Source organism: Rhodococcus opacus B4 (genome assembly GCF_000010805.1).
GTDB lineage: Bacteria > Actinomycetota > Actinomycetes > Mycobacteriales > Mycobacteriaceae > Rhodococcus_F > Rhodococcus_F opacus_C.
Genome location: NC_012522.1, coordinates 2626443 through 2652885 on the forward strand (window position 1 = coordinate 2626443; position 26443 = coordinate 2652885).

The 26443-nt window shown below is 64.0% G+C and carries 26 protein-coding genes; 11 read left to right on the forward strand and 15 right to left on the reverse strand.

Features of this window, described 5'->3' with window-relative positions; genetic code table 11:
* The first annotated feature begins 4 nt into the window (after positions 1-4).
* Positions 5-958, forward strand: coding sequence for a PDR/VanB family oxidoreductase (locus ROP_RS12145; RefSeq protein WP_012689644.1), 954 nt, complete (start codon positions 5-7; stop codon positions 956-958).
* An 88-nt stretch (positions 959-1046) separates the two neighbouring features.
* Entirely contained in the window at positions 1047-2354 is a 1308-nt protein-coding gene (locus ROP_RS12150; RefSeq protein WP_148222448.1) for a cytochrome P450, read from the forward strand.
* 177 nt (positions 2355-2531) lie between these two features.
* Here the strand turns inward: ROP_RS12150 and ROP_RS12155 are convergent, their stop codons facing one another.
* The 5 genes from ROP_RS12155 to ROP_RS43825 all read right to left on the reverse strand — a co-directional run bounded on the left by ROP_RS12155 (position 2532) and on the right by ROP_RS43825 (position 6800).
* Positions 2532-4160, reverse strand: a complete 1629-nt coding sequence (locus ROP_RS12155; RefSeq protein ID WP_148222449.1) for a PEP-utilizing enzyme — start codon at positions 4158-4160, stop codon at positions 2532-2534.
* Between the two features lie 292 nt (positions 4161-4452).
* A complete protein-coding gene (locus ROP_RS12160; RefSeq protein WP_148222450.1) occupies positions 4453-5157 on the reverse strand; it encodes a hypothetical protein in 705 nt (234 codons plus the stop codon).
* 377 nt (positions 5158-5534) lie between these two features.
* Positions 5535-5780, reverse strand: a complete 246-nt coding sequence (locus tag ROP_RS12170; RefSeq protein ID WP_012689648.1) for a hypothetical protein — start codon at positions 5778-5780, stop codon at positions 5535-5537.
* A gap of 63 nt (positions 5781-5843) precedes the next feature.
* The gene (locus ROP_RS43820) at positions 5844-6344 is read right to left on the reverse strand and encodes a hypothetical protein (protein ID WP_012689649.1); all 501 of its coding nucleotides are present in this window, start codon (positions 6342-6344) and stop codon (positions 5844-5846) included.
* A 12-nt stretch (positions 6345-6356) separates the two neighbouring features.
* Positions 6357-6800 (reverse strand): hypothetical protein, encoded by a 444-nt coding sequence (locus tag ROP_RS43825; RefSeq protein ID WP_012689650.1) that lies wholly within the window; start codon positions 6798-6800, stop codon positions 6357-6359.
* Positions 6801-7187: 387 nt separating this feature from the next.
* On the opposite strand from ROP_RS43825, the gene ROP_RS12180 reads away from it, so the two are divergent.
* Positions 7188-8135, forward strand: a complete 948-nt coding sequence (locus ROP_RS12180; protein WP_012689651.1) for a hypothetical protein — start codon at positions 7188-7190, stop codon at positions 8133-8135.
* Between the two features lie 105 nt (positions 8136-8240).
* On the opposite strand, the gene ROP_RS12185 is transcribed toward ROP_RS12180, so the two are convergent.
* Positions 8241-9797: an AMP-binding protein gene (locus ROP_RS12185; protein ID WP_012689652.1), complete on the reverse strand. Its 1557-nt coding sequence runs from the start codon at positions 9795-9797 to the stop codon at positions 8241-8243.
* A gap of 122 nt (positions 9798-9919) precedes the next feature.
* Between ROP_RS12185 and ROP_RS12190 the strand changes: the two genes are divergently transcribed.
* Positions 9920-10687 (forward strand): SDR family NAD(P)-dependent oxidoreductase, encoded by a 768-nt coding sequence (locus tag ROP_RS12190; protein ID WP_012689653.1) that lies wholly within the window; start codon positions 9920-9922, stop codon positions 10685-10687.
* On the opposite strand, the gene ROP_RS41080 is transcribed toward ROP_RS12190, so the two are convergent.
* From ROP_RS41080 to ROP_RS12205, 4 genes are all read right to left on the reverse strand, one after another.
* Positions 10635-11147: a hypothetical protein gene (locus tag ROP_RS41080; RefSeq protein ID WP_012689654.1), complete on the reverse strand. Its 513-nt coding sequence runs from the start codon at positions 11145-11147 to the stop codon at positions 10635-10637. The genes ROP_RS12190 and ROP_RS41080 overlap by 53 nt on opposite strands.
* A gap of 158 nt (positions 11148-11305) precedes the next feature.
* Complete coding sequence (locus ROP_RS12195) at positions 11306-12769, reverse strand: pyruvate, phosphate dikinase (RefSeq protein WP_012689655.1); 1464 nt, start codon at positions 12767-12769, stop codon at positions 11306-11308.
* Between the two features lie 46 nt (positions 12770-12815).
* Positions 12816-13460, reverse strand: a complete 645-nt coding sequence (locus ROP_RS12200) for a hypothetical protein (RefSeq protein ID WP_012689656.1) — start codon at positions 13458-13460, stop codon at positions 12816-12818.
* Between the two features lie 414 nt (positions 13461-13874).
* A complete protein-coding gene (locus ROP_RS12205) occupies positions 13875-14993 on the reverse strand; it encodes a Gfo/Idh/MocA family protein (RefSeq protein ID WP_012689657.1) in 1119 nt (372 codons plus the stop codon).
* A 235-nt stretch (positions 14994-15228) separates the two neighbouring features.
* On the opposite strand from ROP_RS12205, the gene ROP_RS12210 reads away from it, so the two are divergent.
* Positions 15229-15813: a nuclear transport factor 2 family protein gene (locus tag ROP_RS12210; protein ID WP_231868889.1), complete on the forward strand. Its 585-nt coding sequence runs from the start codon at positions 15229-15231 to the stop codon at positions 15811-15813.
* A 17-nt stretch (positions 15814-15830) separates the two neighbouring features.
* Positions 15831-16538, forward strand: a complete 708-nt coding sequence (locus tag ROP_RS12215; protein WP_012689659.1) for a histidine phosphatase family protein — start codon at positions 15831-15833, stop codon at positions 16536-16538.
* A gap of 44 nt (positions 16539-16582) precedes the next feature.
* On the opposite strand, the gene ROP_RS12220 is transcribed toward ROP_RS12215, so the two are convergent.
* The 5 genes from ROP_RS12220 to ROP_RS12240 form a co-directional block, all read right to left on the reverse strand.
* Entirely contained in the window at positions 16583-17134 is a 552-nt protein-coding gene (locus tag ROP_RS12220; RefSeq protein WP_012689660.1) for a MarR family winged helix-turn-helix transcriptional regulator, read from the reverse strand.
* 48 nt (positions 17135-17182) lie between these two features.
* Complete coding sequence (locus tag ROP_RS12225; RefSeq protein WP_012689661.1) at positions 17183-18160, reverse strand: NAD(P)H-dependent flavin oxidoreductase; 978 nt, start codon at positions 18158-18160, stop codon at positions 17183-17185.
* 42 nt (positions 18161-18202) lie between these two features.
* Positions 18203-19072: a MaoC/PaaZ C-terminal domain-containing protein gene (locus ROP_RS12230; RefSeq protein WP_012689662.1), complete on the reverse strand. Its 870-nt coding sequence runs from the start codon at positions 19070-19072 to the stop codon at positions 18203-18205.
* A gap of 43 nt (positions 19073-19115) precedes the next feature.
* Positions 19116-20306 carry a CaiB/BaiF CoA transferase family protein gene (locus tag ROP_RS12235; RefSeq protein ID WP_012689663.1) on the reverse strand — a complete coding sequence of 397 codons (1191 nt, stop codon included), beginning with the start codon at positions 20304-20306 and terminating at the stop codon, positions 19116-19118.
* Between the two features lie 88 nt (positions 20307-20394).
* On the reverse strand, positions 20395-21624 hold the full coding sequence (locus tag ROP_RS12240) for an acetyl-CoA C-acetyltransferase (RefSeq protein WP_012689664.1): 1230 nt from the start codon (positions 21622-21624) through the stop codon (positions 20395-20397).
* A 153-nt stretch (positions 21625-21777) separates the two neighbouring features.
* Between ROP_RS12240 and ROP_RS12245 the strand changes: the two genes are divergently transcribed.
* Genes ROP_RS12245 through ROP_RS12265 form a run of 5 tightly spaced genes read left to right on the forward strand, consistent with a single transcriptional unit; the run spans position 21778 to position 26393 of the window.
* Complete coding sequence (locus ROP_RS12245) at positions 21778-22179, forward strand: Zn-ribbon domain-containing OB-fold protein (RefSeq protein WP_012689665.1); 402 nt, start codon at positions 21778-21780, stop codon at positions 22177-22179.
* Entirely contained in the window at positions 22176-23381 is a 1206-nt protein-coding gene (locus ROP_RS12250) for a thiolase family protein (protein WP_012689666.1), read from the forward strand. The genes ROP_RS12245 and ROP_RS12250 overlap by 4 nt, the downstream gene beginning before the upstream one ends.
* Positions 23381-24538 carry an acyl-CoA dehydrogenase family protein gene (locus tag ROP_RS12255; protein WP_012689667.1) on the forward strand — a complete coding sequence of 386 codons (1158 nt, stop codon included), beginning with the start codon at positions 23381-23383 and terminating at the stop codon, positions 24536-24538. The genes ROP_RS12250 and ROP_RS12255 overlap by 1 nt, the downstream gene beginning before the upstream one ends.
* A gap of 44 nt (positions 24539-24582) precedes the next feature.
* Positions 24583-25545 carry an acyl-CoA dehydrogenase family protein gene (locus ROP_RS12260; RefSeq protein ID WP_012689668.1) on the forward strand — a complete coding sequence of 321 codons (963 nt, stop codon included), beginning with the start codon at positions 24583-24585 and terminating at the stop codon, positions 25543-25545.
* Entirely contained in the window at positions 25542-26393 is an 852-nt protein-coding gene (locus tag ROP_RS12265; RefSeq protein WP_012689669.1) for an acyl-CoA thioesterase, read from the forward strand. Before ROP_RS12260 ends, ROP_RS12265 begins: the two co-directional genes overlap by 4 nt.
* The last annotated feature ends 50 nt before the right edge of the window (positions 26394-26443 follow it).

A 26443-nucleotide genomic window follows, 5' to 3' on the forward strand; every position in this document is an offset into this window, starting at 1 on the left:
CGCAATGATCACCACAATCGAACGCCTGACCCTCCGCGTGATCAGCGTGACGGTCGCCGCCGACGACGTCATCGAAGTGTCGTTCGCGCATCCGGACGGAGATCCCTTACCGCCCTGGGAGCCGGGAGCGCACATCGAAGTGCATCTGCCTTCCGGCCTGTCACGCCAGTATTCCCTCTGCGGCGACACAGATGACCGGGCGAAGTACACGATCGCCGTGCTGCGTGAGGAGAACGGCCGAGGCGGATCGAAGGAACTCCACGAGGCCGCACAGACCGGCGTCGAGCTGAGCATCCGCCTCCCGAGAAACAACTTTCCCCTGGTCGAGGCGGAGTCGTACGTCTTCGTCGGCGGAGGAATCGGCATCACACCGCTCATTCCCATGATCGAACAGGCCCGCAAAGCCGGCGCCACGTGGTCGCTCGTCTACGGTGGGCGCCGTGCCAGCTCGATGGCGTATCGCGACAAGCTCATCTCTTTCGGAGACCGGGTAGACCTGTGGATCGAGGAAGAGCGCGGATATCCCGATCTGCCCACCATTCTCGCTGGTGCACCCGCTGGGACCGTTGTCTACACATGTGGCCCCGGCCCCATGATCGATGCCGTCGCGAAGGAGTTTTCCGCCCATGGCCACCTGGGTGGCCTGCACTTCGAACGGTTCTCCGCGAGTGGGCCGGTGGACACCAGCGGAGATTCGTTCGAAGTGGAGTTACGCCGGACCGGGGTCACGTTCACCGTTCCGGAGGGTGTCAATATTCTCGACGAGGTACGCAACGTGCTCCCCGATCAACCCTTCTCGTGCGAGGAAGGCTATTGCGGGGAGTGCGAGACCAGGGTACTCGAGGGTGAACCCGACCACCGCGATGACTACCTGACTCCCGACGAGCAGGAATCGAGCGACGTGATGATGATTTGCGTGAGTCGTTGCAAAGGACGAAAGCTCGTCCTCGATCTCTGACGTGGCATGTCCGCACGGTAGACAGGTCGCCACGTCGTCAGATACTCTAATGCTCAACATTCTATCAATCGTGCATGAGGAGTTTGCGGTGACAGAACGAGTGGAGTCCCCAACCTGCCCAGTCGCCACACTTGACGACCTGCTGGCGCTACGCCCCGACGTCGTACGGTGCCCTTACGGGGCGTACGCGGCGCAACGGGACAGTGAACCGGTTACCCACAACGAGCAGCTCGGCGCCTGGGTCGTCACGCGGCACGAAGATGTCCTGGATGTGCTGCGCGATGCCACTCGATTCTCCAATCGAATGGCCAGCGGCCCGAGTTCGGTGTCCAGCATCGCCCAGCAGATCCGGGAGAACGACCAGATTCCCGAGCGCACCCGTCGACAGGCGGCCCGAAGGATCGAACTCAGCAAATCACGCGTTCTACTGTTTTCGGACCCGCCATTGCACAAGCGCCAGCGCTCGCTGGTGAACGCGGCATTCACTCCTCGCCGGGTAGCGGAACTCGATGGTGCGGTGAAGGAGTTGAGCAACCAACTCGTCGACAACTTCGCCGCCGACGAGACCGACATCGTCGAAGCCTTCAGCATGCCGATCCCGATGACGGTGATTGCCACACTCCTCGGAGTTCCGCCGTCACACATGAAGACTTTCAAGGATTGGTCGAACGCCTTCACTCGGGGAGTTGGTGCACTCTCCCACGACGTCGATGCCATCATCGAGATTTTCGACCAGGTGGATGCCTTCTACGACTACTTCACCGAGGAACTCGATCGACGGCGCGAGCACCCCGTCGACGATCTCTTGAGCGACCTCCTGGCCGCACGGCTCGACGGTGAAGCACCGCTGACTCTGCCCGAACTACTCCAGATGCTGGTCCAGTTCCTGGTCGCCGGAAACGAGACGACCACGAACCTTCTGACCAGCGCCGTGTGGACTCTGGCCAAGAATCCCCAGCTGCAGGACGCTCTGCGTGAGGACCCCTCCAAGCTCACGAACTTCCTCGACGAGGTACTTCGCCTGGAACCGCCTGTGCAGGGCATCTGGAGGGTCGCGGTCGAAGACGTGGAAATCGCAGGCACGCACATTCCCGCGGACAGCCTCATCTACCTCGTCACAGGCTCCGCGAACCGTGACCCCGCAGTTTACACCCAGCCCGACGACCTCGACCTGGACGAATCGAAGGCACGGCACCTGACATTCGGCCGCGGCGAACATTCGTGCCTGGGCATGAATCTGGCGAAGATGGAATCCAAGGCCGCGCTGACGGTGCTCCTGGAACGATGCCACAGCATCGCTTTGGCCGATCCCGACCAGGACGTGATCTTCCACCGCAGTTTCGTGTTGCACGGCATCGAATCGCTGCCGATCACCTTCTCGCCCGCCCCTTCCTGACGGACCGCCGCAAGAGTCTGCCACGACAAGAATGCGATAGTACGAACCCCGTGCGGAGTTCGTACTATCGCATTCTTAATGATTGACAGCAGTCCGCCCGGTCACCGTGATTGAGCACGTGACCGAGCGGATCGGCTTTCACCGGGGAGCGTCAGGCGCTGGCGGTGGCTCGTCTGTTCATGCCGGCGTGGCTTCCGGGCGGTGTGCCGTCGCGAGCACACTCACCAGGTTCGCCGGCCCATCGACTCGAATCCGGTCCCCGTCCCGGATCACTCGTGTTCCGTTCTCGGTTCCAATCACGAACGGAATTCCGAGTTCTCGTGCGACCACTGCACCGTGACTTGCCGAACCACCGATGTCGATCACAAGCGCGTCGGCCAGTGCCATCAGTGGAGCCCAACTGGGGTCGGTGAACCGACAGACCAAGACATCGCCCGCGTCCAGTTCGACCTCCTGGTCCGGGTCGACCACCACCCGCGCCCGACCCTCCACGGTTCCGCCGCCACTGGCGGCGCCGGACAACTCGGTGGGAGTGGCACCGTCGATCCGATCGTCGACTTCGAGCGGCTCCGGCATGCCCCGGAAGGCGACCGGAAGCACCATTGCTTTGTAGTCGGCCCGCGTCGCGCGTCGAACGTCGACGATCTCTCGCGGATTCGGCAGCCGGCCGGCGGCAAGCTCCTCGCATTCTTCGATCGTGAAGAAGAAGACGTCATCGATCTGGTCCAGTACGCCGCGTTCCACTTGCTGAGCGCCGAACGTCCGGGCCGCCGCCCGGGCCGCGTCAATCGCCATGAGATAAGCAGCCTTGCCGATCTGCAGGGTCCGGATGATGTTTCGCATGCGATGCAGCAACCAGCGCGTCACCGGACGTCGCGCCGACGGCGTGGCGGCAAGAAGGCGGCGTTCGGCCTCGGCGCCAGATGCCTGTGCGCGTGCGGCACGCTCGGCAGGCCGCTCCGCTCGCTGAGCGTAGGACGCCGCGAGTGCGCGGACCGGGCCCGGATTCTCCCGCCACACCGACGTGTACGGATTTCCCTCGTTCGGTCCGTGGTAGCCCCACTTCGAGAGAAACTCGGTCTCCGTGAGCTCGCCCTGGCCCAGCCGCCACAGATCGTCCGCCATCTTCGTCTCGTTGACATCACCGACGCCCGACAGCAGTTGATCCGCGAGCGCTGCATCCCCTGCCTTCGCAGCAGCCTGGGCCACCGCGCTCTGAGCACCCTGAAACATGAATCGCTGCACACAGTGAACCGAGAAGATACGCTGGAACCGCTCGCGCGCCTTTACGAGGTCCTCGATCGGCTCGCACTTCGACACCGTTCGGGAGAACACTGCCGAGGTCCAGTAGTCGTACATTTCGTCGTGCAAGGATCGCAACCGGGATCCGGTCCGCAGAAGCGCGTATGGCGCCTTGAACATGAGTACAGGAACGCGTGCGTAGGTTGCCTCGAAGCGTGGCGCGTCCGGTCGCACACTGCCCATCAGGTCGCGCTCGAAGTCGTCGGCGTCGATTCCCGGTAGTGCCGACATGATCTCCTTGATGGCGTCGACATTGAGTGCCTGCCTACCGAAGAAGCATGACAATCCGCGATCGTTCACGTCGGGAGAGACGACGACCTTCCTCTTCGGAAGCACGCCGAAGGCGTACATCGAGTAGAGCCAGCCAAGCTCCGCCGATTGCTCCCAGACGCTCCAGCACATCGGTGACATCACCTCGGGGCATGCTTCGCCCAGGTTGGTGCTGGTCCAGTACCGGTCAGGTTCGGAAGTCCCGCGAATCGGATCGGTGACGTTGGTGTACAAAGAATTTCTCCTCATCGTGAGCGCAGTCTGGCGGCCCCTACACGGGCCGGTACGGTCATCGAGCCGAGGCCGTCCGGCACCGTGACGCTGCGCGATCTGCTACCGAAAGTGACGGACACCACAATTAAACTCCATCAATCTACTATGTGGCAATAGAGTGTTTGCGCTCTACTGTGCGGCGGTTCGACCGCACGAACCACGGTCCGGCGCAGAGGTCGCGCTCGATCTTCCCAGCGCAGAGGCGCCGCATCCGCCGGATGTGCGGATGCGACGCCTCGCCATCATCGGTGCGTCAGAGATCGGTTCGGTCAGCCGTACCGGCGAACCTCTCCACGATCGTGACAATGCCGGCTGTACCGTCGACACGGATGCGGTCCCCGGTGCGAATCGCGCGCGTACCGTTTCCGGTGGAGTGATATTCCAAGCGGCGGGCCCGCCGGAACTCGACGAGCTCACGGACGTGCGCCGGTGGCGCCGCGAGTTCCTCGAGCGTCAGGAAGAACACGTCCTCCGGGTCGTCCACACATCCGCGGGCGGCCAAATCGGCGCCGACGCGCCGGGCCGCGGCCCGGCAACCGTCGAGCGCAATGTGGTAGCTCGCCTTGCCCAACTCCAGATTCCGAACCTGCTGGCCCGCTTGCGCGAAGAGGAACCGAGCAAGTTTCCGCCTCAGAGGACCCATCGTTGCCATCAGCTGCGCCTCTGCGTCGAGGCGAGCCTCGCGTGCGGAGTCAGCGCGGCTGCCCAGCTCATGAGCGGGACGAGCGGCCATCGACCGGGCCAGACCGAGCAACGGCGTCTGATCCTCGCGCCATGACGACGTCCAGACCATGCCCTCGTCAGGGCCGTAATAGCCGTGCCGTTCGAGGAATTCGGCCATGGTGAGCTGCTCACGGCCCAGTGCCCACATGTCATCGGCAAGCGCAGACTCGCTGACGTCGCCGTAGGCCGAGAAGACTGTCAGCGACAAGTCCGCACGCCCCGCCTTCTCGGCCATGCCGACGAGAGCGCCCTGGACGCCCTGCAGGAACGTTCGGGTACGAATGTGCAAGGTCATCGTATCGCGGAACCGGCCTGCCGCGTCGGTCAGGTCGGCAAGGGGTCGTCACTGCCGACCCCGCACAGGACGTCCCGCCGCCACCAATCCACCATCTCCGTATAAGAGCGCTGGAGCTCACCCGAATGGCGACGGAATACTCGTGGCAATTTGACCGACATGGCCGGAACGCGCCGGAGTGAGCCCTTACCGTCCTGCATGTCCGGACGTAGGGTGCCACACACGTCGCGCTCGAAGTCATTCGGCGACGCGCCGGGTACGGCCCCCATGAAATCTCGGACGTAGTCCACGTTGAGAGCGTGGCGTCCGTAGAAGACCTAGGTCTGGCGGAGATTCGGATCTGAGGGTAGATGCACATCCTTGGGCCGCATGATCCCCATCTGGCACCACGCGGCCCGGACGGCCAACTCGAAGTTGTCCCACACGCTCCAGTCGAGCGTCGTGAGAATCCCGGGGGTGACCTCGCTGGTGTTGGCCAGGGTCCAGAAACGGTCCGGCTCCGACCACCCGTGAACAGGGTCGGACAATTCCGCCGCGTCGGGGGTGAGAGCGTTCATCGACATGAGAGCCTCATGCGGGCTTGCCGTCGGGGCCGACCCGGTCTACCGGGAAGCCCTCGTTCCAGGTCAGGCCGTCAACGAGGGTGCGCGTGTCGCCTTCGCGCCGGGATTGACGAACTGAGCACGGTAGCCGGCCCAGCGTGACTCGGAGAACTCCGTCATCCGTTCGGTCCTCGGGCCGTCCATGCGGTACGTCGCGTCACCGACTTGGAAGGTCAGGTCGGTCGGCCAGCGGTCCTCGTCGAGCCCGATCCAGGCGTCGGTGTCCGAGGTCAGCTCGACCTCGCCGGTGCTCTGGATCACCACGCCGGGGGAGAAGCCGTCGCGCCCGGAGACCAGGTGACCCCACTCGAAGGAGCCGTCGTCGAACTTGGTGCAGAACACGTGCCACATGATCTTCTTGTCGAGGAAGTAGCCGTACTCCTTCCACTCCAGGCCATGCTTCCAGAACGCGTTGTCGAACCAGATGGGCCCGGCGACCTGCGATTCACCGATCGTGCCCTCCATCCAGAAGCACGTGCTGGTGTAGAGCAGCGGCCGTTCGAGGGACGGGATATAGAACTGCATGCCCAGCCCGGCCTACGGGCCCTCCATCGCCACGATGTCGCCCTCGTTGTAGACCAGCTTGTCGCGGCTGAACTCGAGGTCCATCGGCTGCTCACCCTCCGGGAAGCACCCCGGGGGAAGCTTCTGGAAGACCGGGTCGGACCACCGCCGCGTCTTGCCCTCGAGCGTGCGTCGAACTTCGCCTCGCGCGCTACGCCCCGAGTCGGGGTGGACGTTGAGTTCGCGGGTGTGGTCGCCGTCCTGGGTCATCAGGAACAGGCCCGAGGTGTTGGAACCGACGAAGTTGCGCTCGAGGCCGTAGGCCAGGCCGTCGGAGTCGTGGAAGAAGCCGTAGAGCCACGACTTCTGGAGACCGAGTCCGTGCTTGTCCGACAGCAGGTCCATGTCGTCGGGCTCCGGCTCGAAGGCACCCACCACCGGGCGCGTGGCAAAGTCGCCCAACTTCCAGATTGTCATTCGATCTCCTTCGTTGCATCGCTTCACTGACCGAGTGTGAGCTAGTCACGTTCCACGGATATTGTCTAATATGCGACCGTTTGATGATCGACTTACGTCATGGCGAGTCGATCCGCCGACACATCGACCGCCCCCGAGAGCGACTGCTTAACCCTCGATCGAGCGACACTCTTGATTGCGAACATCTAACTATCGACTTTTCTGTGGCCTACGTCATAGAGTTGAGCAGGGGACGACGGTTATGCAGTCATTCCCGCTCGAGAGTTGCCACTTCACAGGCAAAGTCCACATTCGCCGTCGCCGAAGAGAGGCGCAGACATGGTTTCCACGTCGCCAAGAGAGAGCTCCCCGCAGCGAGCCGCTCCGACCAACCCCGGGCAATCCTCGATGGAGGGGATCACGCCAAGAGGGAAAATCGTCATCGCCGTTACCGTTGCGTTTGCCATCGTCGCGGCTCTCGTCATCACGGCGCTTCGGCAGGGCCCTGTTCTCGGAAGCGCAGACTTCACGTTCGATCCGGTCTTCAAGATTCCCGTTCCGCCGCAATCTACGCCGTACATGTCGTTGAACAACATCATTGCGACGGCCTTCATGACCCTGGCCGGGCTCGTGGGGGTCGGACTCGGCATCCACGAACTCAGGAAGACTCGTTCCTTCCTACCTTTGATGCTCGCGCTCAGTGGGGCGATGATCTGCATCCCCGAGGTCTTCTACGACGTGATCGGCGCGGTCTACTTCCCCTGGAGTGAGTCGAACCATGCGTTCACGATCCTCGGCCGGGAGATGCCGTGGTGGATCGTGGCCGGCTGGTTCGGTTATGGGGCCTTCATGATCTTCATCTACAAACTTCTCGAGAGCAATCCGCGCACGAAGACCATCTGGTGGATGTGGGCGGGCGCCGCGGCGAGTTCGGTGATATTCGAGGAGATCTTGTTGAATATGGGCGTCTACCACTATTACGGGAATCAGCCGCTCATCATCCTCACACAGCTGCCGTGGTGGTGGATCCCGTGCAATTCGGTCGGTGTGTTCCTGGCCGCCGCAATTGCCTACCGGTACCGCGAGCGCCTTCGCGGTTGGCGGTCGGTGTCGATGCTGGTGATCACTCCCCTGTCCGTGACAGCCGTCTACGGTTTCATCGCAATGCCGTCCTGGATCGCAGTCAATGGCAACTACCCCTGGCTGCCGACACAGCTGCTCGGAATGGTGACTATCGCCTTGGGGGTTGCCGTGTTCGCGTTCATCCTCGAGTCAGTGCTCGGGCGGCCACCGTTCCGGCCGAATTACATTCCTTCCCAAGACTCCCCGGAGGACGCGGTCGAGACACGACGATAAGAACACTCCCGCCCAGAGCATCCTGCGGTGGCCGGCCGGCCTCGTTCGATAAGCCAGGATCACGCGATTCGGTACTGGAGACCGGCACGTGATCCTGGTTTTCGCTCAGTTTTGCAGTGAGGTCTCGATGAATCTCTTGTACAGCTTTCCGTTGTCCCCTCGCGGGAGGTTGTCGACGACGACGAACCTTCGCGGGCACTTGTAGCCGGCAAGCTTCGACCGGCAGTAGGCGGTCAGGATCGACTCGACCTGCACCTCGTTCAGAAGTTGTTCGCGCGGCACGACATACGCCGCGACGACCTCACCGTATTCACTGTGCGGAAGACCGACTACCGCGACGTCGGACACAGCGGGGTGCAGCAGCAAAAGATCCTCGATCTCCTGCGGATAAATGTTGACTCCTCCCGAGATGATCAGCTGATTCCTCCGCCCGGTCAAATAGAGATAGCCGTCGCTGTCGAGGTAGCCGATGTCTCCCACGGTCTGCCATCCCCTCTCACCTGGCCATTGCTCACCGTTGTCGCAACGCCCTTCCCCCGCGTCGGTGTACGCGAACTTCGAAGTACCTTCAAACCACACGACGCCGTCCTGGCCGACTGGGCGCTCGTTTCCCTCGTCGTCGGTGATGTGAATAGTGCCGACGAGTGCTCGGCCGACCGAGCCGGGGCGAGCGAGACATTCAGCCGGTCCGATATGGCAGTTGCCGTAACTCTCAGATGCACCGTAGAGCTCGTGGAGCACGGGTCCCCACCAGCTCATGATCCGACGCTTGAGCTCCGGCGGGCACGGGGCAGCCCCCGTTATGGCCACCTTCAGGCTGGATAGATCGGCGGAACTCTTAACCGCTTCGGGGAGCCGATCCATGCGAACCAACATCGTGGGAACGAATTGCGCATGGGTGACCCTGTACTCGCTGATTGCCTGCAGCGCCTGAACCGGGTCGAATCGTTCCATGCACACAACAGTCCCGCCGAGCTGTGTGATCGCCAATACGAATCGGAACGGAGCGGTGTGATAGAGCGGCGCAGGTGACAAATACACGGTGTCGATGTCGAAGTCGAACAACTCCGTATATTTCCCGAGGTGAAGCGGGGCATCCGCGGGATGGACCGCAGGGGCAGGATGGCGTATCGCTTTCGGTATGCCTGTAGTTCCCGCACTGAACATCACTCGACCACCGAGTTGCTCGTTCATCAACTCCGTGTCGGTACCAACCGAGGACAGTGCTTCTTCGTAGTTTACGAAGTTGCCCGATCCATTTGTCGCGTCGGACTCGCCGCCTATTACCAACACCGTGCCAATCCGGGGCAGGCCGCTGATCGCCGCCTGGACAGCGTCCATACAACCCTGGGAAGCGACGACGACACGGGCGTCGCACGCGCCCAGGACCGTAGAGAGTTCGTCGCCGCCCAGATGCCGGTTGACGGGCGCGATATCAAACCCTGCGCGCGCGGTCGCCCAGATGACCTCGGCCCATTCGACACGATACTCGCTGACGACTGCGACGGTGTCACCGGCCTCCAGCCCCCTGCTTCGGAATACTTTCGCGAGAGAACGCGACCTTTGATCCAGTTCGCGGTAGCTGATCCGTACACCGGAACCGGCCATGACCATTGCGGGGCGATCAGGTTGTGATTCCGCGAAAGTACCTGGGTAAGACATGTGTTTCGCTCCATTCTTCGGCCACCGACTTGACCCGCGACCCCGCGCCACTACTCTATACATAGATTATCGATCATAAGTGTATTGCGACCGATCGGCCCTACTTCAAGGATGGACACCGCATGGACATCGAACGCACCGCCGCACTGGTCACCGGGGCCGCCTCCGGCCTCGGCGCCGCCACCGCCAAGCGTCTCGCCGACGCGGGAGCCACCGTGTTCGGACTGGACCTGCAGCAGTCCATCGAGCGCGCCGGCGACAACGTCCCCGACGGCGTGACCCTCCTCGCCACCGACGTCACCAGCGGCGACGAGGTCCAGGCCGCGATCGACAAGATCGTCGAGTCGGGGCTGCCGCTGCGCATCGTCGTCAACTGCGCCGGCGTGGGCTGGGCCGGCCGCATCCTGTCGAAGAAGGGCCCGCACGACCTCGAACTGTTCCGCACCGTCATCACCGTCAACCTGCTCGGCACGTTCAACGTCATGCGCCTCACCGCGGACGCCATCGCCAAGACGGACACCGTCGACGAGTCCGGTCAGCGCGGCGTCGTCATCAACACCGCCTCCGTCGCCGCATTCGAGGGCCAGATCGGCCAGATCGCCTACTCCGCGTCCAAGGGCGGTGTGCACGGCATGACCGTCCCCGCTGCCCGCGACCTCGCGCAGTTCGGCATCCGCGTGAACACCATCGCCCCCGGCATCATCGACACCCCGATGCTCGCCGGCGTCACCGACGAATACCGCCAGGGCCTCGAGGCCGGGGTCCCGTTCCCCTCGCGCCTCGGGCAGCCCGCCGAGTACGCGCAACTCGCACAGATGATCGTCGAACACGACTACCTCAACGGTGAGACCATTCGTATGGACGGCGCTCTGCGCATGGCGCCGCGGTAGGCGGCTCCGCCGCCCGTGCGCCTTTCTGGTTGTTGCAGCTACCAAAAAGGCGCACGGGGCGCAAAGCGCCCTCCGCCACGTAGGTTCCTGTGGCAGTCGCGACGAGGCGGCCACCTACAGATCGTGCAACCGCGCTGGTGCAGATGCGGTCGCCGACGATCTCATCGATCGCGGCCTCGACGGTGAGTTCCTGCTCAGCATGCGGGAAATGGTCGCAATCGATCGACAGGTGCTCGACATGCATCGATGTCGGTACCAGCCCACCCAGCAATCCCATCGACTCCTCCAGAATCGCTGAGATGATCCCGAACGGTACGGGGCCGATGCATCGTAGATTCGTTGCTGCCGGTACCACCGACGCGCGCAGCGACAACCCCGGGCCAGCGGTACACCGGAGTTTGAGGCCGATCGGGTTGTCGCTGCCGCAACCGAAGCAACCGCCGTCGTGACCTGTGGTCATTTCGCGCATCCTTCCCTGTCGATGTGTGAAGGTTCGGCGGTCCGCAGAGATAGCCCGAACGTCGCGAAAGTCTCGAAAAGGTATGGCCCCTCAGCGGACTCACTGAGGGGCCACACCCGGCACCATGTCTCACCAATTTGCGTTGCGCTGATTCGTGTCTAATGCGCAGCCGCGAGAATCTTGTTGAGCGGGTTGTCGCACCCCGTTGCACTCGCCGCAAGCCACTCGGTGACGACGCGGAGATCGGGATGCGTGTCCTTCGAGGGAATCTCCACTTCCAGGACGCCGTCGAATATCTCACCCGCCGATGCGTCGACCGTGACGTTCTTGCCGACCAGACTCATGAGCGAGCCCTCTCCACAGCCGACGACGCATGCCCGGTTGAATTCGCGACTGACCACCGCCGCATGCGAGGTGGCCCCTCCGATCTCGGTAATGATCGCCTTGGCGGCGAGAATTCCGTGGACGTCGTCCGGATCGGTCGTCGGGCGAGCGAGGATGACATCGATGCCTTGTTCGGCCATCTCCTCCGCCTCGTCTGCCGTGCCGACCACCAGACCGGTGACCACGCCTGGACACGCGACTTCCCCCCGCGCCAGTAGCGTGGCACCGATGCGGGCCGTCGGCGCGAGATGAGGGCGGAGAAACGCGCTCAACTGCTCGGGGCTGATCATCGACAGTGCGCCCTCGGGCGTGACGATGCCTTCCTTTTCGAACGTGACGGCATGGTGCACTGCGGCGCTCGCCGAGCGCTTCGCGGAACGCGTCTGGAGCAACCACAGATGCCCCGACTCGACGGTGAACTCGATGTCCTGGACGTCACGGAATGTGCGTTCGAGAAGGTCCGCGGACTCCATCAGTTGCTTGTGAACTTCAGGCATGGACTCGGCGAGGTGGCCGAGAGTGAGCGGCGTGCAGCGTCCGGAGACGACATCCTCGCCCTGCCCCTTGGGGAGCCATTCGCCGAAAGGCGCGGACTGCGCAGTGACGGGGTCGCGGGTGAACAGCACGCCCGTCCCTGAATGATCGTCCAGATTGCCGAAGACCATGGCCTGCACCGTGACCGCGGTTCCCCCGTCGTCGGAGATCCCGTGGTGGCGGCGGTAGGCCACCGCGCGAGGCGAGTGCCAGGAATTGAATACGGCCGCGACGGCGGCTTCGAGCTGCTCCCAGGGCTCCGGCGACGGGTCACTCCCGACAACCTTTCGGAACTGCTCCTTGAAGCGGCGATGGGTGTCCGCTGCATAATCCGAGTCGGCGGTTTCGTCGCGAAGAGCCGCCTCGACGGCGTCGTTGATGCCGAGGTTCAGAACGGTGTCCATCATCCCCGGCATGCTGCGGGGCGCACCGGATCGAACGGAGACGAGCAGCGGCTTTTGCGCAGCTCCGAACGTACGCCCGAGTGTGCTTTCGAGAGATTCGATCCCCCGTCGCAATTCTGTCAGCACATCATCGGCGAGCTTCCGGTCGGAAGCGTAGTACCGTGCGCATTCATCGGTTCCCAGAACGAACGCGGGGGGCACCGGGAGTCCGAGGGTGAGCATCGAATTGATGCTGAACGCCTTTCCTCCGATGAGCTCGCGCTCCGCATCCGGGCACTGCCCCAGGCGCAAGACCGTCATCTTTTGTCCTTCCTAACCAATATCAGTCCATGAATGGTGACGGTGATCAGACCGCTCGGCCGGCTGCGGCCTCGGATGCGCGATCTCTGCCGAGCAGGCCGATCAATTCTTCGTGCAGCTCGAACCACACGGTGTGGTAGCTGTCGGCAATCGGTCGCGCGATAAAGCTGTGGTCGCCGCTGTTGACCTTGTCGACAGCGGTGTCGAATCGGGCTGTGTAGTGAGCCAGGCGCTTGTTCAGCACCGCGAGCTTTCCCAGCCACGGCAGGAAGGACTCATGCAGTTCGGACAGCCGACGCACGATCTCCTCGTCGTATGCCGCATCTGCGTGATCGTTGGGTGTGGCCCCATCCTTCATCTGCCAGTCGGTGACGAGGGCCTTGAGGTCGTTGTTGTAAGAGTCGAACTGCTCGTACAGGCTCTCCAGGCCTGCGTGGTCGACCGACGCTCGCTCAGCGGCAGTCAGTTCCGCGAGTCGCTCCTTTCCCGATGCCGAGAGCTTCACGAACTGGCCCGTTCGAGTGCAGCGTTCAGCCTCGACAGCGCGGTCGACGAGACGTTCGACCGTTGCGTCGTCGATCCCAGCAGCGGACGCGAGCGCGTCCTGTGTCGCGCGCCCCTTGAGGCGAAGGGTCTGCAGCAGGCTCAGTTCCTGCGAAGTGTCCTCGTGGTGCGAACTTCCGGTGCTCATCGATTCTGCCTTCGTGCTCGGTGTGCGTTCTTACTCGACAGATTTATTGTCGATCTTTAGAGTAAAACCGATCGTACAGCACTGTGCAACAGATCACTACCAACGATCACATCGGCCCACCCGAAACGACCACCCGAGGGCTCGAAATCTTGCAGAGAAGGCCCAGTCATCGGAGAAGGAGCAAGGACATGCGCGTTGTCGTCGGACCGGTGCTGCGGAAGCGACGATCTCGGTGGTGGAGGATTGATCTCGCCAATCCGCCACTGCGACCGCGCCGGTTATCGCGGGTGATCAGCGAATCGTCGGTCAGGACAATGTGATCAACAGACGGGGTGCCTCCCGGGCGCGCCGGCGCCCGAGATCGACAACTCGGGGAGGTCGCAGTCCCCCCGCCCATCCGAGCGCTTGGCGCTGTCATCGCGACCCCGACCGGCTCGAGGCGCTCGCACCGATACGATCGAGCAGACGATGGCGATGCACGGCATGCGCGAACGTGGGCGCGAGCGTGGTCCCGGAGGCGAGGTCGTCCCGGATCTGCGCGTAGGCGTTCGCCACGTTGTAGGCGCGGGGAGCGTCGGCGAACGCGTCCCGCGGTGCGAGTTCGTAGCGCCGCGGCGGCGTCATCACCGCCATGTCGCTGCCGGCACGCGAGCCGCGCAGCTCGATGTCCGCCAATTGGAGATGCCCGGAGTTCCCTGCCAGCACGAGGTCGCCGGCGGTGCCGTTGATCTCCCAGAGGAGGTTCGTGCCGGCGGACATTCCACCTCGGAAGTGCACGGACGCGATCGCACCGCCGTCGAGAACGCCGCTCACCGCGATTTGGTCTTCGGCGGTCATCGGGATCTCCCTGTTGGACTCCCCGTCGACGACCTGCCGTCGTCGTGTCGCCGTGGTGACGGCGATGTCATCGAACTCTCCCAGCACCATGGTGAGAGCGTCGATGGTGTGACCGAACGGAATGGTGAGCATTGTCGCGCCGTTCGCACGATCGAGGGTGTACGCGTTCCGGGCGTCGACGGCCGCCCCCCAGGTACCTCCCGATCCGATGAGGCTGGTCGACAGGACCTCTCCGATATAGCCGTCGGCGATCAGATCGCGCATGTATCGGATGGTCGGAGCCGACCGTGCCTGGAGTCCGACGAATGCTGGGAGACCCCGCGTGCGCGCCGCCTCCGCGAGTTGCTCGGTCTCCGCGAGTCCGTTGCCGAGCGGCCATTCGCAGAGAACAGCCTTTCCGCAATCGAGAGCCGTCATGACGAGCTCACGGTGTTCGGGCACTTTCACTGTGATGACGACGAGGTCGATCTCATCCCTGCCTGCGAGTTCTCGCACATTGTCGTACGCCAGGTCGACACCGAACTTGTCGCCCGCCGCCTTTGCCGTAGCGCTGCTGCTGGCGACCAATCCACGCAACTCGAAGCCGACAAGCCTCGTCAGGGCGGGCACATGGGCACCGGCCGCCCAACCACCCGACGCGCTGAGCCCCACGATGCCGACGCCGATCGAACCGTGATCACTGATGGGGACCGTCATGTGCTACCACTCCTATTCGAGACCATCGCCGAGGGGCGCGCAATCGTCTCTGCCGACCGGTCCTCGCCGCACAGGCCGAGAACTGTGGCGATCGAGCATCGACGCCCCATTTCCCCATACTATCTAACTGTTGATTATTGATGACAAGAGTGATTTGCTGGCATGAAGCGGCCGAGTACAGCCAGCCGACCGCGGCTGCACCGGCACTACATCGACCACCAGTTTGGAGACACCGTTGCCTGACATCGCAGCAACATTGGAACTTCTCGCAGCGGAACGTGACATCGATCGGGCATTGAAGCTGTACTGCCGGGGAATCGACCGGCGGGATGGCGAACTCGTGCGATCCGTCTATCACGACGACGCGATCGATGACCACGGCGGAGCGTTCCTGGGTGGACCTGACGCGTATGTGGAGTGGGTGATGGAACACCTCCTTCATTTCGGGAGCACGATGCATACGCTGCAGAACACCCTGATCGACGTCGACGGCGACACTGCGCGTGCCGAGAGCTACTGCGTGGCCCACCACGTGCGGCCGACCGACAGCGACGAGTTGATCATGGATGTCTTCGGCTGCCGTTACATCGACCGCTTCGAGAACCGACCGGGGGCAGGATGGAGGATCGCGCATCGCATCGTGGTCCGCGAATGGCGCCTCCGTCAGCCGATGCTCTCGGAGGCGGAGCAGCCACGCGGATTCGCGCGGTCACGGCGTGATCGCTCCGACCTCAGCTACATGGGTCGTCTCCCGGCCCGGGACGACGATTCTGTCGTCGGAATGTTGTCACGCTGGTGGCCGGAGGCCGATCTCGCATGAGTTCGTCGTCGCATCCCATGGAGGTCCCCGCACCCGATTCGACGCCATCGACGCGTAACCGGATCCACCGGGCGCTACTCATCGAGGGACCGCGCACAGAGGTTGTTCTCATTCGGCACGCTCAACAGGTGTCGCCCTCCGGGACCGAGCCTCGCTCAGTGCATTTGGATCCACCACTCTCCGATGTCGGACTCGAGCAGGCCGATGCGGTAGCGGCGCACCTCTCGGGTGAACAGTTCTCTGCGATCTACTGCAGCGATCTCGAGCGTGCCCGAGAGACCGCCATGCGTGTCGCGCGAGCACACCAGTCCTCACTGGACCCGGTGGTACTCGGCGGGTTGCGCGAGATCGATGTCTTCGGTTTCGGCGACGACGCCCACCCGGATCCCACCGCGGACGAGCTCTCGGCCGCAAGCGACGAGTTCCTCCGGACACGACGCTGGGAGGCATTTCCTCACAGCGAACGCAGCGACGACTTCCGTGCCCGCGTGTATCGCGAGATCGAGCAACTGGCACTTCACCATGACGGCGAGCGATTCGCTGTCGTCGCCCATGGCGGCGTCATCAGCGCGTTCCTGGCAGCAGCATTCGAGATCCGCGAAGACATGTTCTTCTACGCAGCGCACACCTCGGTTACCCGCGCCTTCCATGGCGACGGACGGTGGGCCATGCACACTGTGAACGAGATCGATCACGTGCGCTCCCACAACCTCGTCAGCTACTGACGGGCTGTTTCAGAATTACCTCCGCCCACAGCTTCGAGGCGGCCTCAGTGAGACCGATCGAGGTCGCCTGCCGAACGCCGCACGGGTGCCAGTAACTCCACGAGCGTCCGGGCAGTCCCGGCATCGAGACCCGGCATACCGAAACCACAGCCACTGACCTTCTCGGTCGCCGAATCGACTACTGCACGCCCCTCCTCGGTAATGGTGACGCACCTCGCTCGGCGGTCACGAGGGTGCGTGTGGCGGTACAGCAACCCCCGGGCCTCCAGACGGTCCGTCGCGATCGTCACGGTCGTTGCGTGCACGAGCAGGTGCCACGCGACGCGGCTCAACAATCGGGTCCCGTCATCGCTCATCTGGAGTGTCTTGAGCATGAGGAAGTCAGTCAGGTTCATCCCGAAGTGCTCTTTCAACTCACGTTCGAGAACCGAGGTCATGTGTTGCTGCAACCGCATGACCGACCGCATCGCCATGAACATGGTTGTGTTTCCGTCGTCGCGATGGTCTCTCGCGAAGGTCAACCAGTCGACGGTCTCGGGTTGCGCCGGGGCTGCCGACACCACTTCCTTTACCGCAACCTCGAGATTGTCGTCCACTGCTGCCGCCTCCTGATGACGATCCGTACCGGATCACGCACGCAATAACTACATCGACATCGATTGGAGACGGTGCGCGAGCACCTCGGTGGCATCGGCGATGATCTGGTCTATCACCTCCGCGCAGGGCGCGATCTCGTGGATCAGCCCCTGGGCTTGCCCTGCCCACCACATACCGTCGTCGACGAGTCCGTGTTCGAGAACCTGGGTTCGACCTCGCTTACCGGAGGCGAGGTGTGCGACGTCCTCGAACGTGGCGCCGGGTTTGCCCGATATCTCCACGATCTGTTCGGAGATCGCGTTACGCGCGACGCGCGCGGTGTTCCGGAATTCCCGGAACACCACCACCGTCGATCGCTCGTCATTGGCTACGATCTGCTGCTTCACGTTCTCGTGCACAGGCGCCTCGTCGGTCGCAACGAAACGCGTGCCCATGTTGACAGCTGAAGCGCCCAGGGCAAGCGCCGCAACGAGCCCGGCACCGGTCGCGAACCCACCGCTGGCAATGATGGGAATGGACAGAGCGCGTGCGGCCGCCGGAATCAACACGAGCCCCGGAATGTCGTCGTCGCCCGGATGACCCGCGCACTCGAAGCCGTCGATGCTCACCGCGTCGACGCCGAGAGCCTGCGCCTTCACCGCGTGCCGCACCGCGACCGCCTTGTGGATGACCTTCACGCCTGCCGCCTTGAACGCCGGCAGGTGCGGGGCCGGATTGCTGCCGGCGGTCTCGACGATCTTGATACCACAGTCGATGATGACGTCACGATAGTCGTCGTACGGAACCGGATCGATGGTCGGCAGAATCGTCAGATTGACACCGAAAGGGCGATCCGTCATCTCCTTGCAGCGCGCGATCTCCTTCGCCAGGTCGTCCGGTGTGGGCTGCGTCAACGCCGTGAGGAATCCGAGCGCGCCGGCGTTCGCAACGGCCGAGATCAACTCGGCTCGACCTACTGCCGTCATCCCACCGCAGACTATCGGGTGCTCGATCCCGAAGGTGGTGGTGAAATCGGTGGTGAACATGCTTCCTCCTGGGATTGTCTCGGGCAATCGGGGTAACGGTGGTCAGCCGACGTACTCGGCACGGCCGTCGTCGAGGACCACTCGTGCGTTCGTTCCGTCGGGTGCAACTGCCTCGGTGCGGAACACCGCCACCCCCGGTTCAGTGGTCCACACCGACGTCGTCAACGTCTCACCGGGGAATACAGGCGAGGTGAATCTCGCGGCGATCGCCGTGATGCTCTGCGCTTTTCCGTGACCCAGCTCGGCGACAAGAGCGCGCCCGGCGACACCGTACGTGCACAGTCCGTGCAGAATCGGACGCGGAAAACCCGCCTTCTCCGTGGCGAACCAGGGGTCGCTGTGCAGGGGATTGCGGTCACCGGAGAGCCGGTAGAGCAAGGCCTGATCTTCGCGGGTCGGCAGGCTGACTCGTGCGTCCGGCAGACGGTCGGGGATCACGACGGCATCGGCACGGGTCCCCGGCCGGCCGCCGAACCCACCGGCGCCACGGATGATCAGGGTCGTGCGGGTCTCCACGACCGCCGAACCGGTGTCCGGGTCGGTGCCCCGGGCCAGCAGGACGATGACAGCGTTCTTCCCTTCACCCTTGTCCTGGATGTCGGCCACCTCCGACACCACGTCGAGACTCCCCGCGGCAGGAAGTGGTGCGAACAATCGGATCTCCTGAGATCCGTGAAGGAGTTTTCCCCAGTTGATTTTTCCTACCTTCGACAATGCGCCGAATCCGGCGCACGCGATGACGGCGTAGGTGGGCAACACCTGCTGCTCCACACCGTTGCTGTTCTCGGTGGTGAACGACAGATCCTGCGTTCCCGCTCCCACACCGAGCGCGTAGAGAAGGGTGTCGCGGTCGGTCCACGAAACGCGTTTCGGTTCCGTCACTGCACCGATAGCTGCTGGGGTGATCGACATGAGTTGATTCCTGTCTGTGCCGTACGCCCGGGGGCGGAGAAGGTTACGAGGTCGTTGCAGGCTGATAGGTGTTCCCGGCGATGCCGTCGGCGATCAATGCCTCCGCGCTCGTCAATCCCCAGTCGGTCAATACCTCGAGAGTGTGCTCACCCAGCCTGGCCGGGGGGCGTTGGACCGCGCTGGGAGTTCGATCGAAGCGCGGAGCGGGCGCCGGCTGCCGGACGCCTGCGATGTCGACGAACGTCTGACGATCGCGCAACTGCGGGTGATCGGCGGCTTCACCGAGAGTGAGAACCGGAGCAACGCACGCGTCGGTGTGCTCGAAGATCGCAGTCCATTCGGCGCGGGTCTTGCTCTGGAATCGATCGGCGATATGTTTGCGAAGCTCCGGCCACCCGTCCTCCTTCGGACGGCGCGTGAATTGCGCGGGAAGTTCGAGTAGCTCGACGAATTGTGCATAGAACTTCGATTCGAGGGCGCCCACCGTCATCCATCCACCGTCTGACGTCTCGTACACGTCGTACCAGGGGCGACCGGTGTCGAGAAGGTTCACACCGCGCTCGTCTTTCCAGCTTCCGGCGTGGAGCATGCCGTGCAGCATGGTCGTGAGTGACGCCGCGCCGTCGACGATTGCGGCGTCCACGACCTGCCCGCGACCGGACTGTCTCGACTCCCACAGTGCGGCGAGCACGCCCATGACGAGGTAGGTCGACCCCGCACCGAAATCGCCCAGCAGGTTGACCGGGACCGCAGGCGGTTCGCCTGCACGGCCCACGGCGTGGAGGGCACCCGTCAGGGCTACATAGTTGATGTCGTGCCCGGCCATCTGCGCCCAGGGGCCCGACTGGCCCCACCCGGTCATCCGGCCGTAGACGATCCGCGGGTTTCGGGCGAGGCAATCCTCGGGCCCGACGCCGAGTCGTTCAGCGACGCCCGGCCGATAACCCTCGATGACGATGTCCGCCTGCTCGACCAGGTCCAGGAGCACCGCGACCGATTCCTCCCGCCGCAGGTCGAGTACGAGCGAACGGCGGCCCCGCTGGAGCACGTCGGTCGCCCCGAGTTGGCTGTCCGGTCCCGGACGATCCACCCGGACCACATCTGCACCCATGTCGGACAACAACATCGCCGCGAAGGGTCCCGGCCCGATCCCGCCGAGTTCCAGGACTTTCAGCCCCGTCAGTGGCCCGGTGGCGGGCGCGGGCTGGTCCGACGTATGCGCTTGCTGGGGCACTCGTGATCAACTCCGTCGAATCGGTGTGGCTGCGCGATTGATATTCGCGTGTCAGATTATCTAATAATAGAGCTTTTGGTCAACGTCGTCAGATCCGCTCGATGATCGTGGCGGTCGCCATGCCACCCCCGGTACACATCGTGACGAGGCCGGTTGCGAGGTCGCGGCGTTCCAACTCGTCGAGGACGGTCTGGAACAGCATCGGTCCGGTTCCCCCGATCGGATGGCCCAGCGCGATGGCTCCGCCGTTGACGTTGACGCGATCCGGATCGATCTTCAGGTCTCGCATCACCTTGAGCGGCACGGCTCCGAACGCTTCGTTGATCTCCCACAGATCGATGTCTTGCACGGACATGCCGGCCTGCTCGAGACAACGCTCGGACGCCGGGCCCGGGGCGGTCAACATGATGATCGGGTCCGCCGCTGTGACTGCCGCGGCTCGGATGGATGCCCGCGCCGTCAGACCATGAGCCCGCGCGTAGTCGGGAGCAGCGAGCAGGAGAGCACCGGCGCCGTCGACGACACCCGACGAATTGCCGGCATGGTGCACATGTTTGACCGCACCGATCTGCGGGTAGGCATTGACGGCCATCTGGTCGAAGGAGATGCCCTCCGGCTCACGCACTTTGGAACCGCTCCGCGCGAACGAGGGCTCCAGCGCGGCCAGCGATTCCGCGGTGGTCTGCGGGCGCGGATGCTCGTCGGCAGCGAGAAGAATCGTCCCCGCGTCATCACGCACCGGAACGAGACTTCGTGCGAACCGCCCGTCGGCGATCGCTTCGGCAGCCTTCTGTTGGCTCTGCAGCGCAAACCGGTCGACTTCCTCGCGTGTGAATCCCTCCACCGAGGCGATCAGGTCGGCCGAGATTCCCTGCGGGACCAGAGCATGTTGTGCGAGGATCGCGGCATTTCCCCCGTCCAGGCGGCCACTGGTGCGTCGAGGCTGATACCGCGACATCGATTCGACGCCGCCGGCGACGACGAGCTTCTGCCAGCCGGCCGCGATCCCCGCGGCACCGAACATCACCGCCTGCTGCCCCGAACCGCAGAACCTGTTCAGCGTCACGCCGGGAACGGTCACCGGCCAGCCCGCCGCCAGCACGGCCAGCCGCCCGATGTCGTCGCCGTGGTCGTCTCGTTGATCGCCGTTTCCGATGATGACGTCGTCGACGTCGGCCGTCGCAAGGTCGTTGCGCTCAGCCAGCGCTGCGAGGAGCTGAGCGAGCAACTCTTGCGGGTGGACCCCGTGCAGTGCGCCGGTCGGCTTTCCCTTGCCCCGCGGTGTTCGAACGCCGTCGACTATCCATGCCTGAGTCATCTTGTCGTGTCCTTGCTGCGAGAGACGTGTGATTCCGCAACCCGATGCCGAGCACGGTTGCTTGCCGGGAAACTCTACTCATATACTATTTTCATGTCGAGCTTTGTGTAGCTGCTCGGACCCTTACGCGATACGCAGATCGGACGGATCACCATGCCGGGACAGATTCCGGTCGTCGACTACCTGGTGCTCGGCGACCCACCCCACCTTCAAGCGCGGATGTGCGCGCAATGCGATGCCCTCTACTTCGACCGGCGCAATGCCTGCGCGCACTGCGGTAGGCGAGACTTCACGTGGAAGGCTCTGGCCAGCACCGGACAGCTGCGGGGCTACACCCAGGTCCACCGAGCAGCTCCCTCCGTTCCGGTGCCCTACATCTCCGCGATCGTCGAACTCGATGGAGGCGGCGTCGTCAAGGCGAACCTGATCGATGCCCAACTCGACGACATCACCCCGGGCCTGACCGTCACCATGACAACGTTCGTCGCCGGCGTCGACGACGACGGCACCGAGGCGATCGCCTTCGGATACAAGCCCGTGAAGGAGCAGGGATGAGTAGCGGCGACATCTGGATCATCGGCGCGTCCATGACGCCGTTCGGCCGTCACGACGACAAGGATCTCATCGACATCGCCGCCGAGTCGGCGCTCGATGCCCTCGGCGACGCAGACGTCACCATCGAGGACATCGACATTCTCACCATGGGCAACGTGTACGAGGCCAACTCGCACAACGGCCAGCGACTGCAGAAGCAGATCGGCCAGACGGGCATCCCCGTCTACAACGTCGTGAACGCCTGCGCGACCGGCGCCACGGCACTGCGGGTCGCCCTCCTGTCGATCAAGGCCGGCGAATCCGACATCGGCCTCGCCGTCGGTGTCGAGAAGATGGGCAAGGGCGGACTGATCGGCGGCGCAGCCAAGAAGCGCGACGCCCGGAAGGTGTACAGCCCGAATGGTCGGTACGGCTCCGTGCTCAAGACCGAGGGTATCCTCGGCACCGGAATCATGCCGGGAGTCTTCGCCCAGGCCGGGACCGAGTACGCCCTCGCTCACGGCGTCACCGCGACCCATTTCGCCAAGGTCGCCCAGAAGAACCACGCGCACTCGGTGCTCAATCCCCTGGCGCACTATCGCAAGGAATTCAGCCTCGACGACATCCTGAACGCCGACGTCATCGCGTTCCCCAACACACTGCCGATGTGCTGCCCCAATACCGATGGCGCCGCCAGCGTCGTCGTGGTCTCCGACGCGAAGTTGAAGACTATGGATCCGGATGTTCGCCGGCGCGCTGTCAAGATCTCCGCGTCCGTTCTGACGTCCGATCCCTGGGTCGAGGGCGGTCAGGTTCAGCCCGACGTCAGCACCCTCACCCGGAACGCGGCCACCGCCGCCTATGAGCAGGCCGGTGTCGGCCCCGAGGATCTCGACCTGGTCGAACTGCACGACTGCTTCGCGACGGCCGAGTTGATTCACTACGACAACCTCGGGCTGTGCGAACCGGGCGGCGCCGGGGACTTCCTCGACTCAGGTGCGCCGTGGCGCGACGGGAAGACCCCCGTCAATGTGTCGGGCGGCCTGCTCTCGAAGGGCCATCCCCTGGGCGCCACGGGCATCGCGAACATCTACGAGGTGGCGACTCACCTGCGCGGCGAGGCGGGCGATCGCCAGATCACGGGGGCCAAGGTCGGACTCACACACGTCATCGGACTCGCGTCGGCGTGCGCCGTTCACATCCTCGAGGCAGGGGTGCGCTGATGACCACGATCCAGTCGGCACTTCGCAGTGACATGTCGATCGACGAGCTCCGGACCACTTTCCGCAGCTGGCTCACCGAGCGGGCCGACGCGCTCGAGCAGTTCCGCGAGCTTCCGACCGACGTCGACGGCATCTTCTCGACCCTGTCGAAGATGCAGCGTGAGCTCTACGAGGCCGGCTGGATCAGATTGGGCTGGCCCGTCGAACTCGGCGGCCTCGGCGGCGTGACCGCGTTACGCGCGGTTGTCAGCGAAGAACTCGCAGCCGCCGGATACCCCCCACCGTTCTCGTTCGCGACCCAGGAAGTCCTCGGACCCGCCATCGCGCGTTATGCCCCCACCGATCTCGCGAACGAGGTTCTTCCTCGGTTGTTACGTGGGGAAGAAAGCTGGTGCCAGGGCTTCTCCGAGCCCGGCGCCGGAAGCGATCTCGCCTCGCTGCGCACCAAGGCGGTCGACGCCGGCGACCATTGGGTGGTCAACGGCGAGAAGATCTGGACGAGCTGGGCGCAGTTCGCCGACCGCTGCATCGTCCTGACCCGTACCGGAGCCCCCGACTCAGCACATCGAGGGATCACGGCACTGTTCGTCGATATGGACACCCCGGGCATCACCGTCAGCCCGCTCGTCGCCATCACGGGTGAGGCAGACTTCTCCAGCCTCCACTTCGACAACGTGAAGGTTCCGAAAGCGCGTACCCTCGGCGACGTCGACGGCGGCTGGGCAATCGCGATGTTCATCCTCAGCTGCGAACGAGGCGCCGCCGCGTGGCAGCGGCAGGCATGGATGCGGTGGCGACTGGACCGACTGGTTGCGGACGCCCCGGGCCTCACCGACGCCCGCACCGGCGAAGCATTCGAACTGATCTCGGCGCTACGTCTTCTCTCACGCCGCACGCTGCGCTCGCTGTCCGCCGGCAAGGATCTCGGCGTACTCCCCTCGTTCGACAAGTACCTGATGTCGACCGCCGAGAAGTTCCTATTCGACTCCGCTTTGGAAGCGATGCCGGAGACGATCCTCTTCGGAAACGATCGCGAGTCGAAGGACTGGCGAACCGATTATCTCTATTCACGCGCGTCCTCGATCTACGGCGGCGCGAAAGAGATTCAGCGCAACGTCATCGCCGAACGAATCCTCGGCCTTCCACGGGAGAAATGATGGACACAGACGAGAAAGACCTCTTTCGTACGAGCCTCGAGCATGTGACCGCCGCAGCGGGTCCGGACGGTTGGCCCGACGCCGTCGCGGAGTTCGGCTGGCACGAGTTGCTCGAGGAAGACGCCGAAACCGCCGTCAGCATCCTGTCGGACCTGGAGGGACGTCTCCTCCCGCACGCCTCTTTCGTCGACGACGTGGCGCTAGCCGCTACAGGTCGGAGCGAATGGCAACGCGAGCCGAACGCACCGGTCACACGCATCGTCTTCCCCCCACTCGGCTCGGCCCGTGTCGGGAGCGTCGTCGAGAACCCTGCAACCCCCGGCGCGGACCACTGCACCGTCGCTGTCTCCGGAATCGTCTCGCTGGACCCCCGGGCTACCGCGTCGCTACTCGTCCCCGCACGCCTCGGGGACGATCTGATCCTTGTTCAGACTCCGCTCGACGAACAGAACCTGACGTTCGAACCTGCGGGAATTGAACCGGAGTCAAGGTGGACGCGTGTCGCGGGCACCGTCGAGGGAACCGTGCTGTCGACGGGTGACGAAGCCGCCGATCTCTGGCGGGACATTCGAGCGGCGGCGAACCGCGCCCTGGCGTACGAGCTGAACGCGATCGGGCGCGAAATGCTCACCGCCACCGTCGACCACGTCACGTCGCGCAAGCAGTTCGGCCGCGAACTCGGCAGCTTCCAGGCTGTGAAACATGCACTCGCAGACGCCCGAGTGTGGCAGGAATGCGCAGAACTTGCCGCAGATGCCGCCTGGGAAACCAGTGCGGCCGAGGCACCGATCCTCGCGAAAACCTTGTCGGGCAGGTTCTTCCGCAGCGCTGCCGAAAACTGCCAGCAACTGCTCGGCGGGATGGGATTCACCTGGGAGCACAGCTTCCATCGCTACCTCCGACGCGGCTTGATACTGGAACAGCTGCTGGGAACTGCTGCCGGCCTGCGCACCGAGCTCGGTGCAGGGGTCAAGCGCGGCGACATGCCAGTGCTTGCCTCGCTGTGACGTCGACCGTAGCCGAGGTTCTCGACCTCCTCTCGCTCGCCGAGATCAGCCCACGAACCTTCCTGGGAGCACAACCTGTCGAGGACCGACAACGCGTCTTCGGCGGCCAGGTTGCGGCGCAGGCCTTGATGGCGGCCGGCAGGACTGCACCGGGGCGACTGCCACACAGTCTCCACGGCTACTTTCTCCGGCCTGGTGACCCTACCGTTCCTCTTGTCTATACGGTGGAGTCCCTCCGGGACGGCGGATCGTTCTCCACCCGGAAAGTGGCTGCCACTCAGAACGGGATCGTCATCTTCGAGGCAATGATCTCCCTCAACGCGCCGGTTTCCGGTATCGACTATCAACAGCAGATGCCCGCGGTTCCGGAGCCGGACAGCCTCATTCGAATCGAGGAACAGCTCGCTCCGTACGCCGACGAATACGACGGATGGTGGGTCCGCCCACGCCCGTTCGACATGCGCTATTTCAACGCACCGCCCCGCGTCGCGTTGGACCGTGACATCGCGCCACCACCGCGGAGCCGGCTCTGGCTGCGACCCGACGGTGACATCCCGGACGACCCGATGCTCAACAGCTGCCTGATCACCTTTGTCAGCGATCTGACACTCCTCGACTCGGTGATGCTTCAGGCGCGCAAGACTTCGCGTGGCCCCGGTATCGTCGCCTCTCTCGACCACGCGATCTGGTTCCACCGGCCCGCGAACTTTGCGGACTGGCTGCTCTACGACCAGCACTCCCCGAACGGAACCGGAGGTCGCGGACTCGCAGCGGGCCGCATCTACAACCGCTCGGGTGCGCTGGTGGCGAGCATCATGCAAGAGGGCTACCTCGGACGGGACACGTGACACCATTCGATCGACGAGCCCACCGGTCGACGTGCCCGCACAGCCTCTGG

Coding starts and splice junctions, on each gene's coding strand:
- ROP_RS12145 (WP_012689644.1), top strand. CDS start 5: ATGATCACCACAATCGAACGCCTGACCCTCCGCGTGATCAGCGTGACG.
- ROP_RS12160 (WP_148222450.1), bottom strand. CDS start 5,157: ATGGCCGAGAAGGCGGGGCGTGCGGACTTGTCGCTGACAGTCTTCTCG.
- ROP_RS12170 (WP_012689648.1), bottom strand. CDS start 5,780: ATGTCGATGAACGCTCTCACCCCCGACGCGGCGGAATTGTCCGACCCT.
- ROP_RS43820 (WP_012689649.1), bottom strand. CDS start 6,344: ATGCAGTTCTATATCCCGTCCCTCGAACGGCCGCTGCTCTACACCAGC.
- ROP_RS43825 (WP_012689650.1), bottom strand. CDS start 6,800: ATGACAATCTGGAAGTTGGGCGACTTTGCCACGCGCCCGGTGGTGGGT.
- ROP_RS12180 (WP_012689651.1), top strand. CDS start 7,188: ATGGAGGGGATCACGCCAAGAGGGAAAATCGTCATCGCCGTTACCGTT.
- ROP_RS12185 (WP_012689652.1), bottom strand. CDS start 9,797: ATGTCTTACCCAGGTACTTTCGCGGAATCACAACCTGATCGCCCCGCA.
- ROP_RS12190 (WP_012689653.1), top strand. CDS start 9,920: ATGGACATCGAACGCACCGCCGCACTGGTCACCGGGGCCGCCTCCGGC.
- ROP_RS41080 (WP_012689654.1), bottom strand. CDS start 11,147: ATGACCACAGGTCACGACGGCGGTTGCTTCGGTTGCGGCAGCGACAAC.
- ROP_RS12195 (WP_012689655.1), bottom strand. CDS start 12,769: ATGACGGTCTTGCGCCTGGGGCAGTGCCCGGATGCGGAGCGCGAGCTC.
- ROP_RS12200 (WP_012689656.1), bottom strand. CDS start 13,460: ATGAGCACCGGAAGTTCGCACCACGAGGACACTTCGCAGGAACTGAGC.
- ROP_RS12205 (WP_012689657.1), bottom strand. CDS start 14,993: ATGACGGTCCCCATCAGTGATCACGGTTCGATCGGCGTCGGCATCGTG.
- ROP_RS12215 (WP_012689659.1), top strand. CDS start 15,831: ATGGAGGTCCCCGCACCCGATTCGACGCCATCGACGCGTAACCGGATC.
- ROP_RS12225 (WP_012689661.1), bottom strand. CDS start 18,160: ATGTTCACCACCGATTTCACCACCACCTTCGGGATCGAGCACCCGATA.
- ROP_RS12230 (WP_012689662.1), bottom strand. CDS start 19,072: ATGTCGATCACCCCAGCAGCTATCGGTGCAGTGACGGAACCGAAACGC.
- ROP_RS12240 (WP_012689664.1), bottom strand. CDS start 21,624: ATGACTCAGGCATGGATAGTCGACGGCGTTCGAACACCGCGGGGCAAG.
- ROP_RS12245 (WP_012689665.1), top strand. CDS start 21,778: ATGCCGGGACAGATTCCGGTCGTCGACTACCTGGTGCTCGGCGACCCA.
- ROP_RS12250 (WP_012689666.1), top strand. CDS start 22,176: ATGAGTAGCGGCGACATCTGGATCATCGGCGCGTCCATGACGCCGTTC.
- ROP_RS12255 (WP_012689667.1), top strand. CDS start 23,381: ATGACCACGATCCAGTCGGCACTTCGCAGTGACATGTCGATCGACGAG.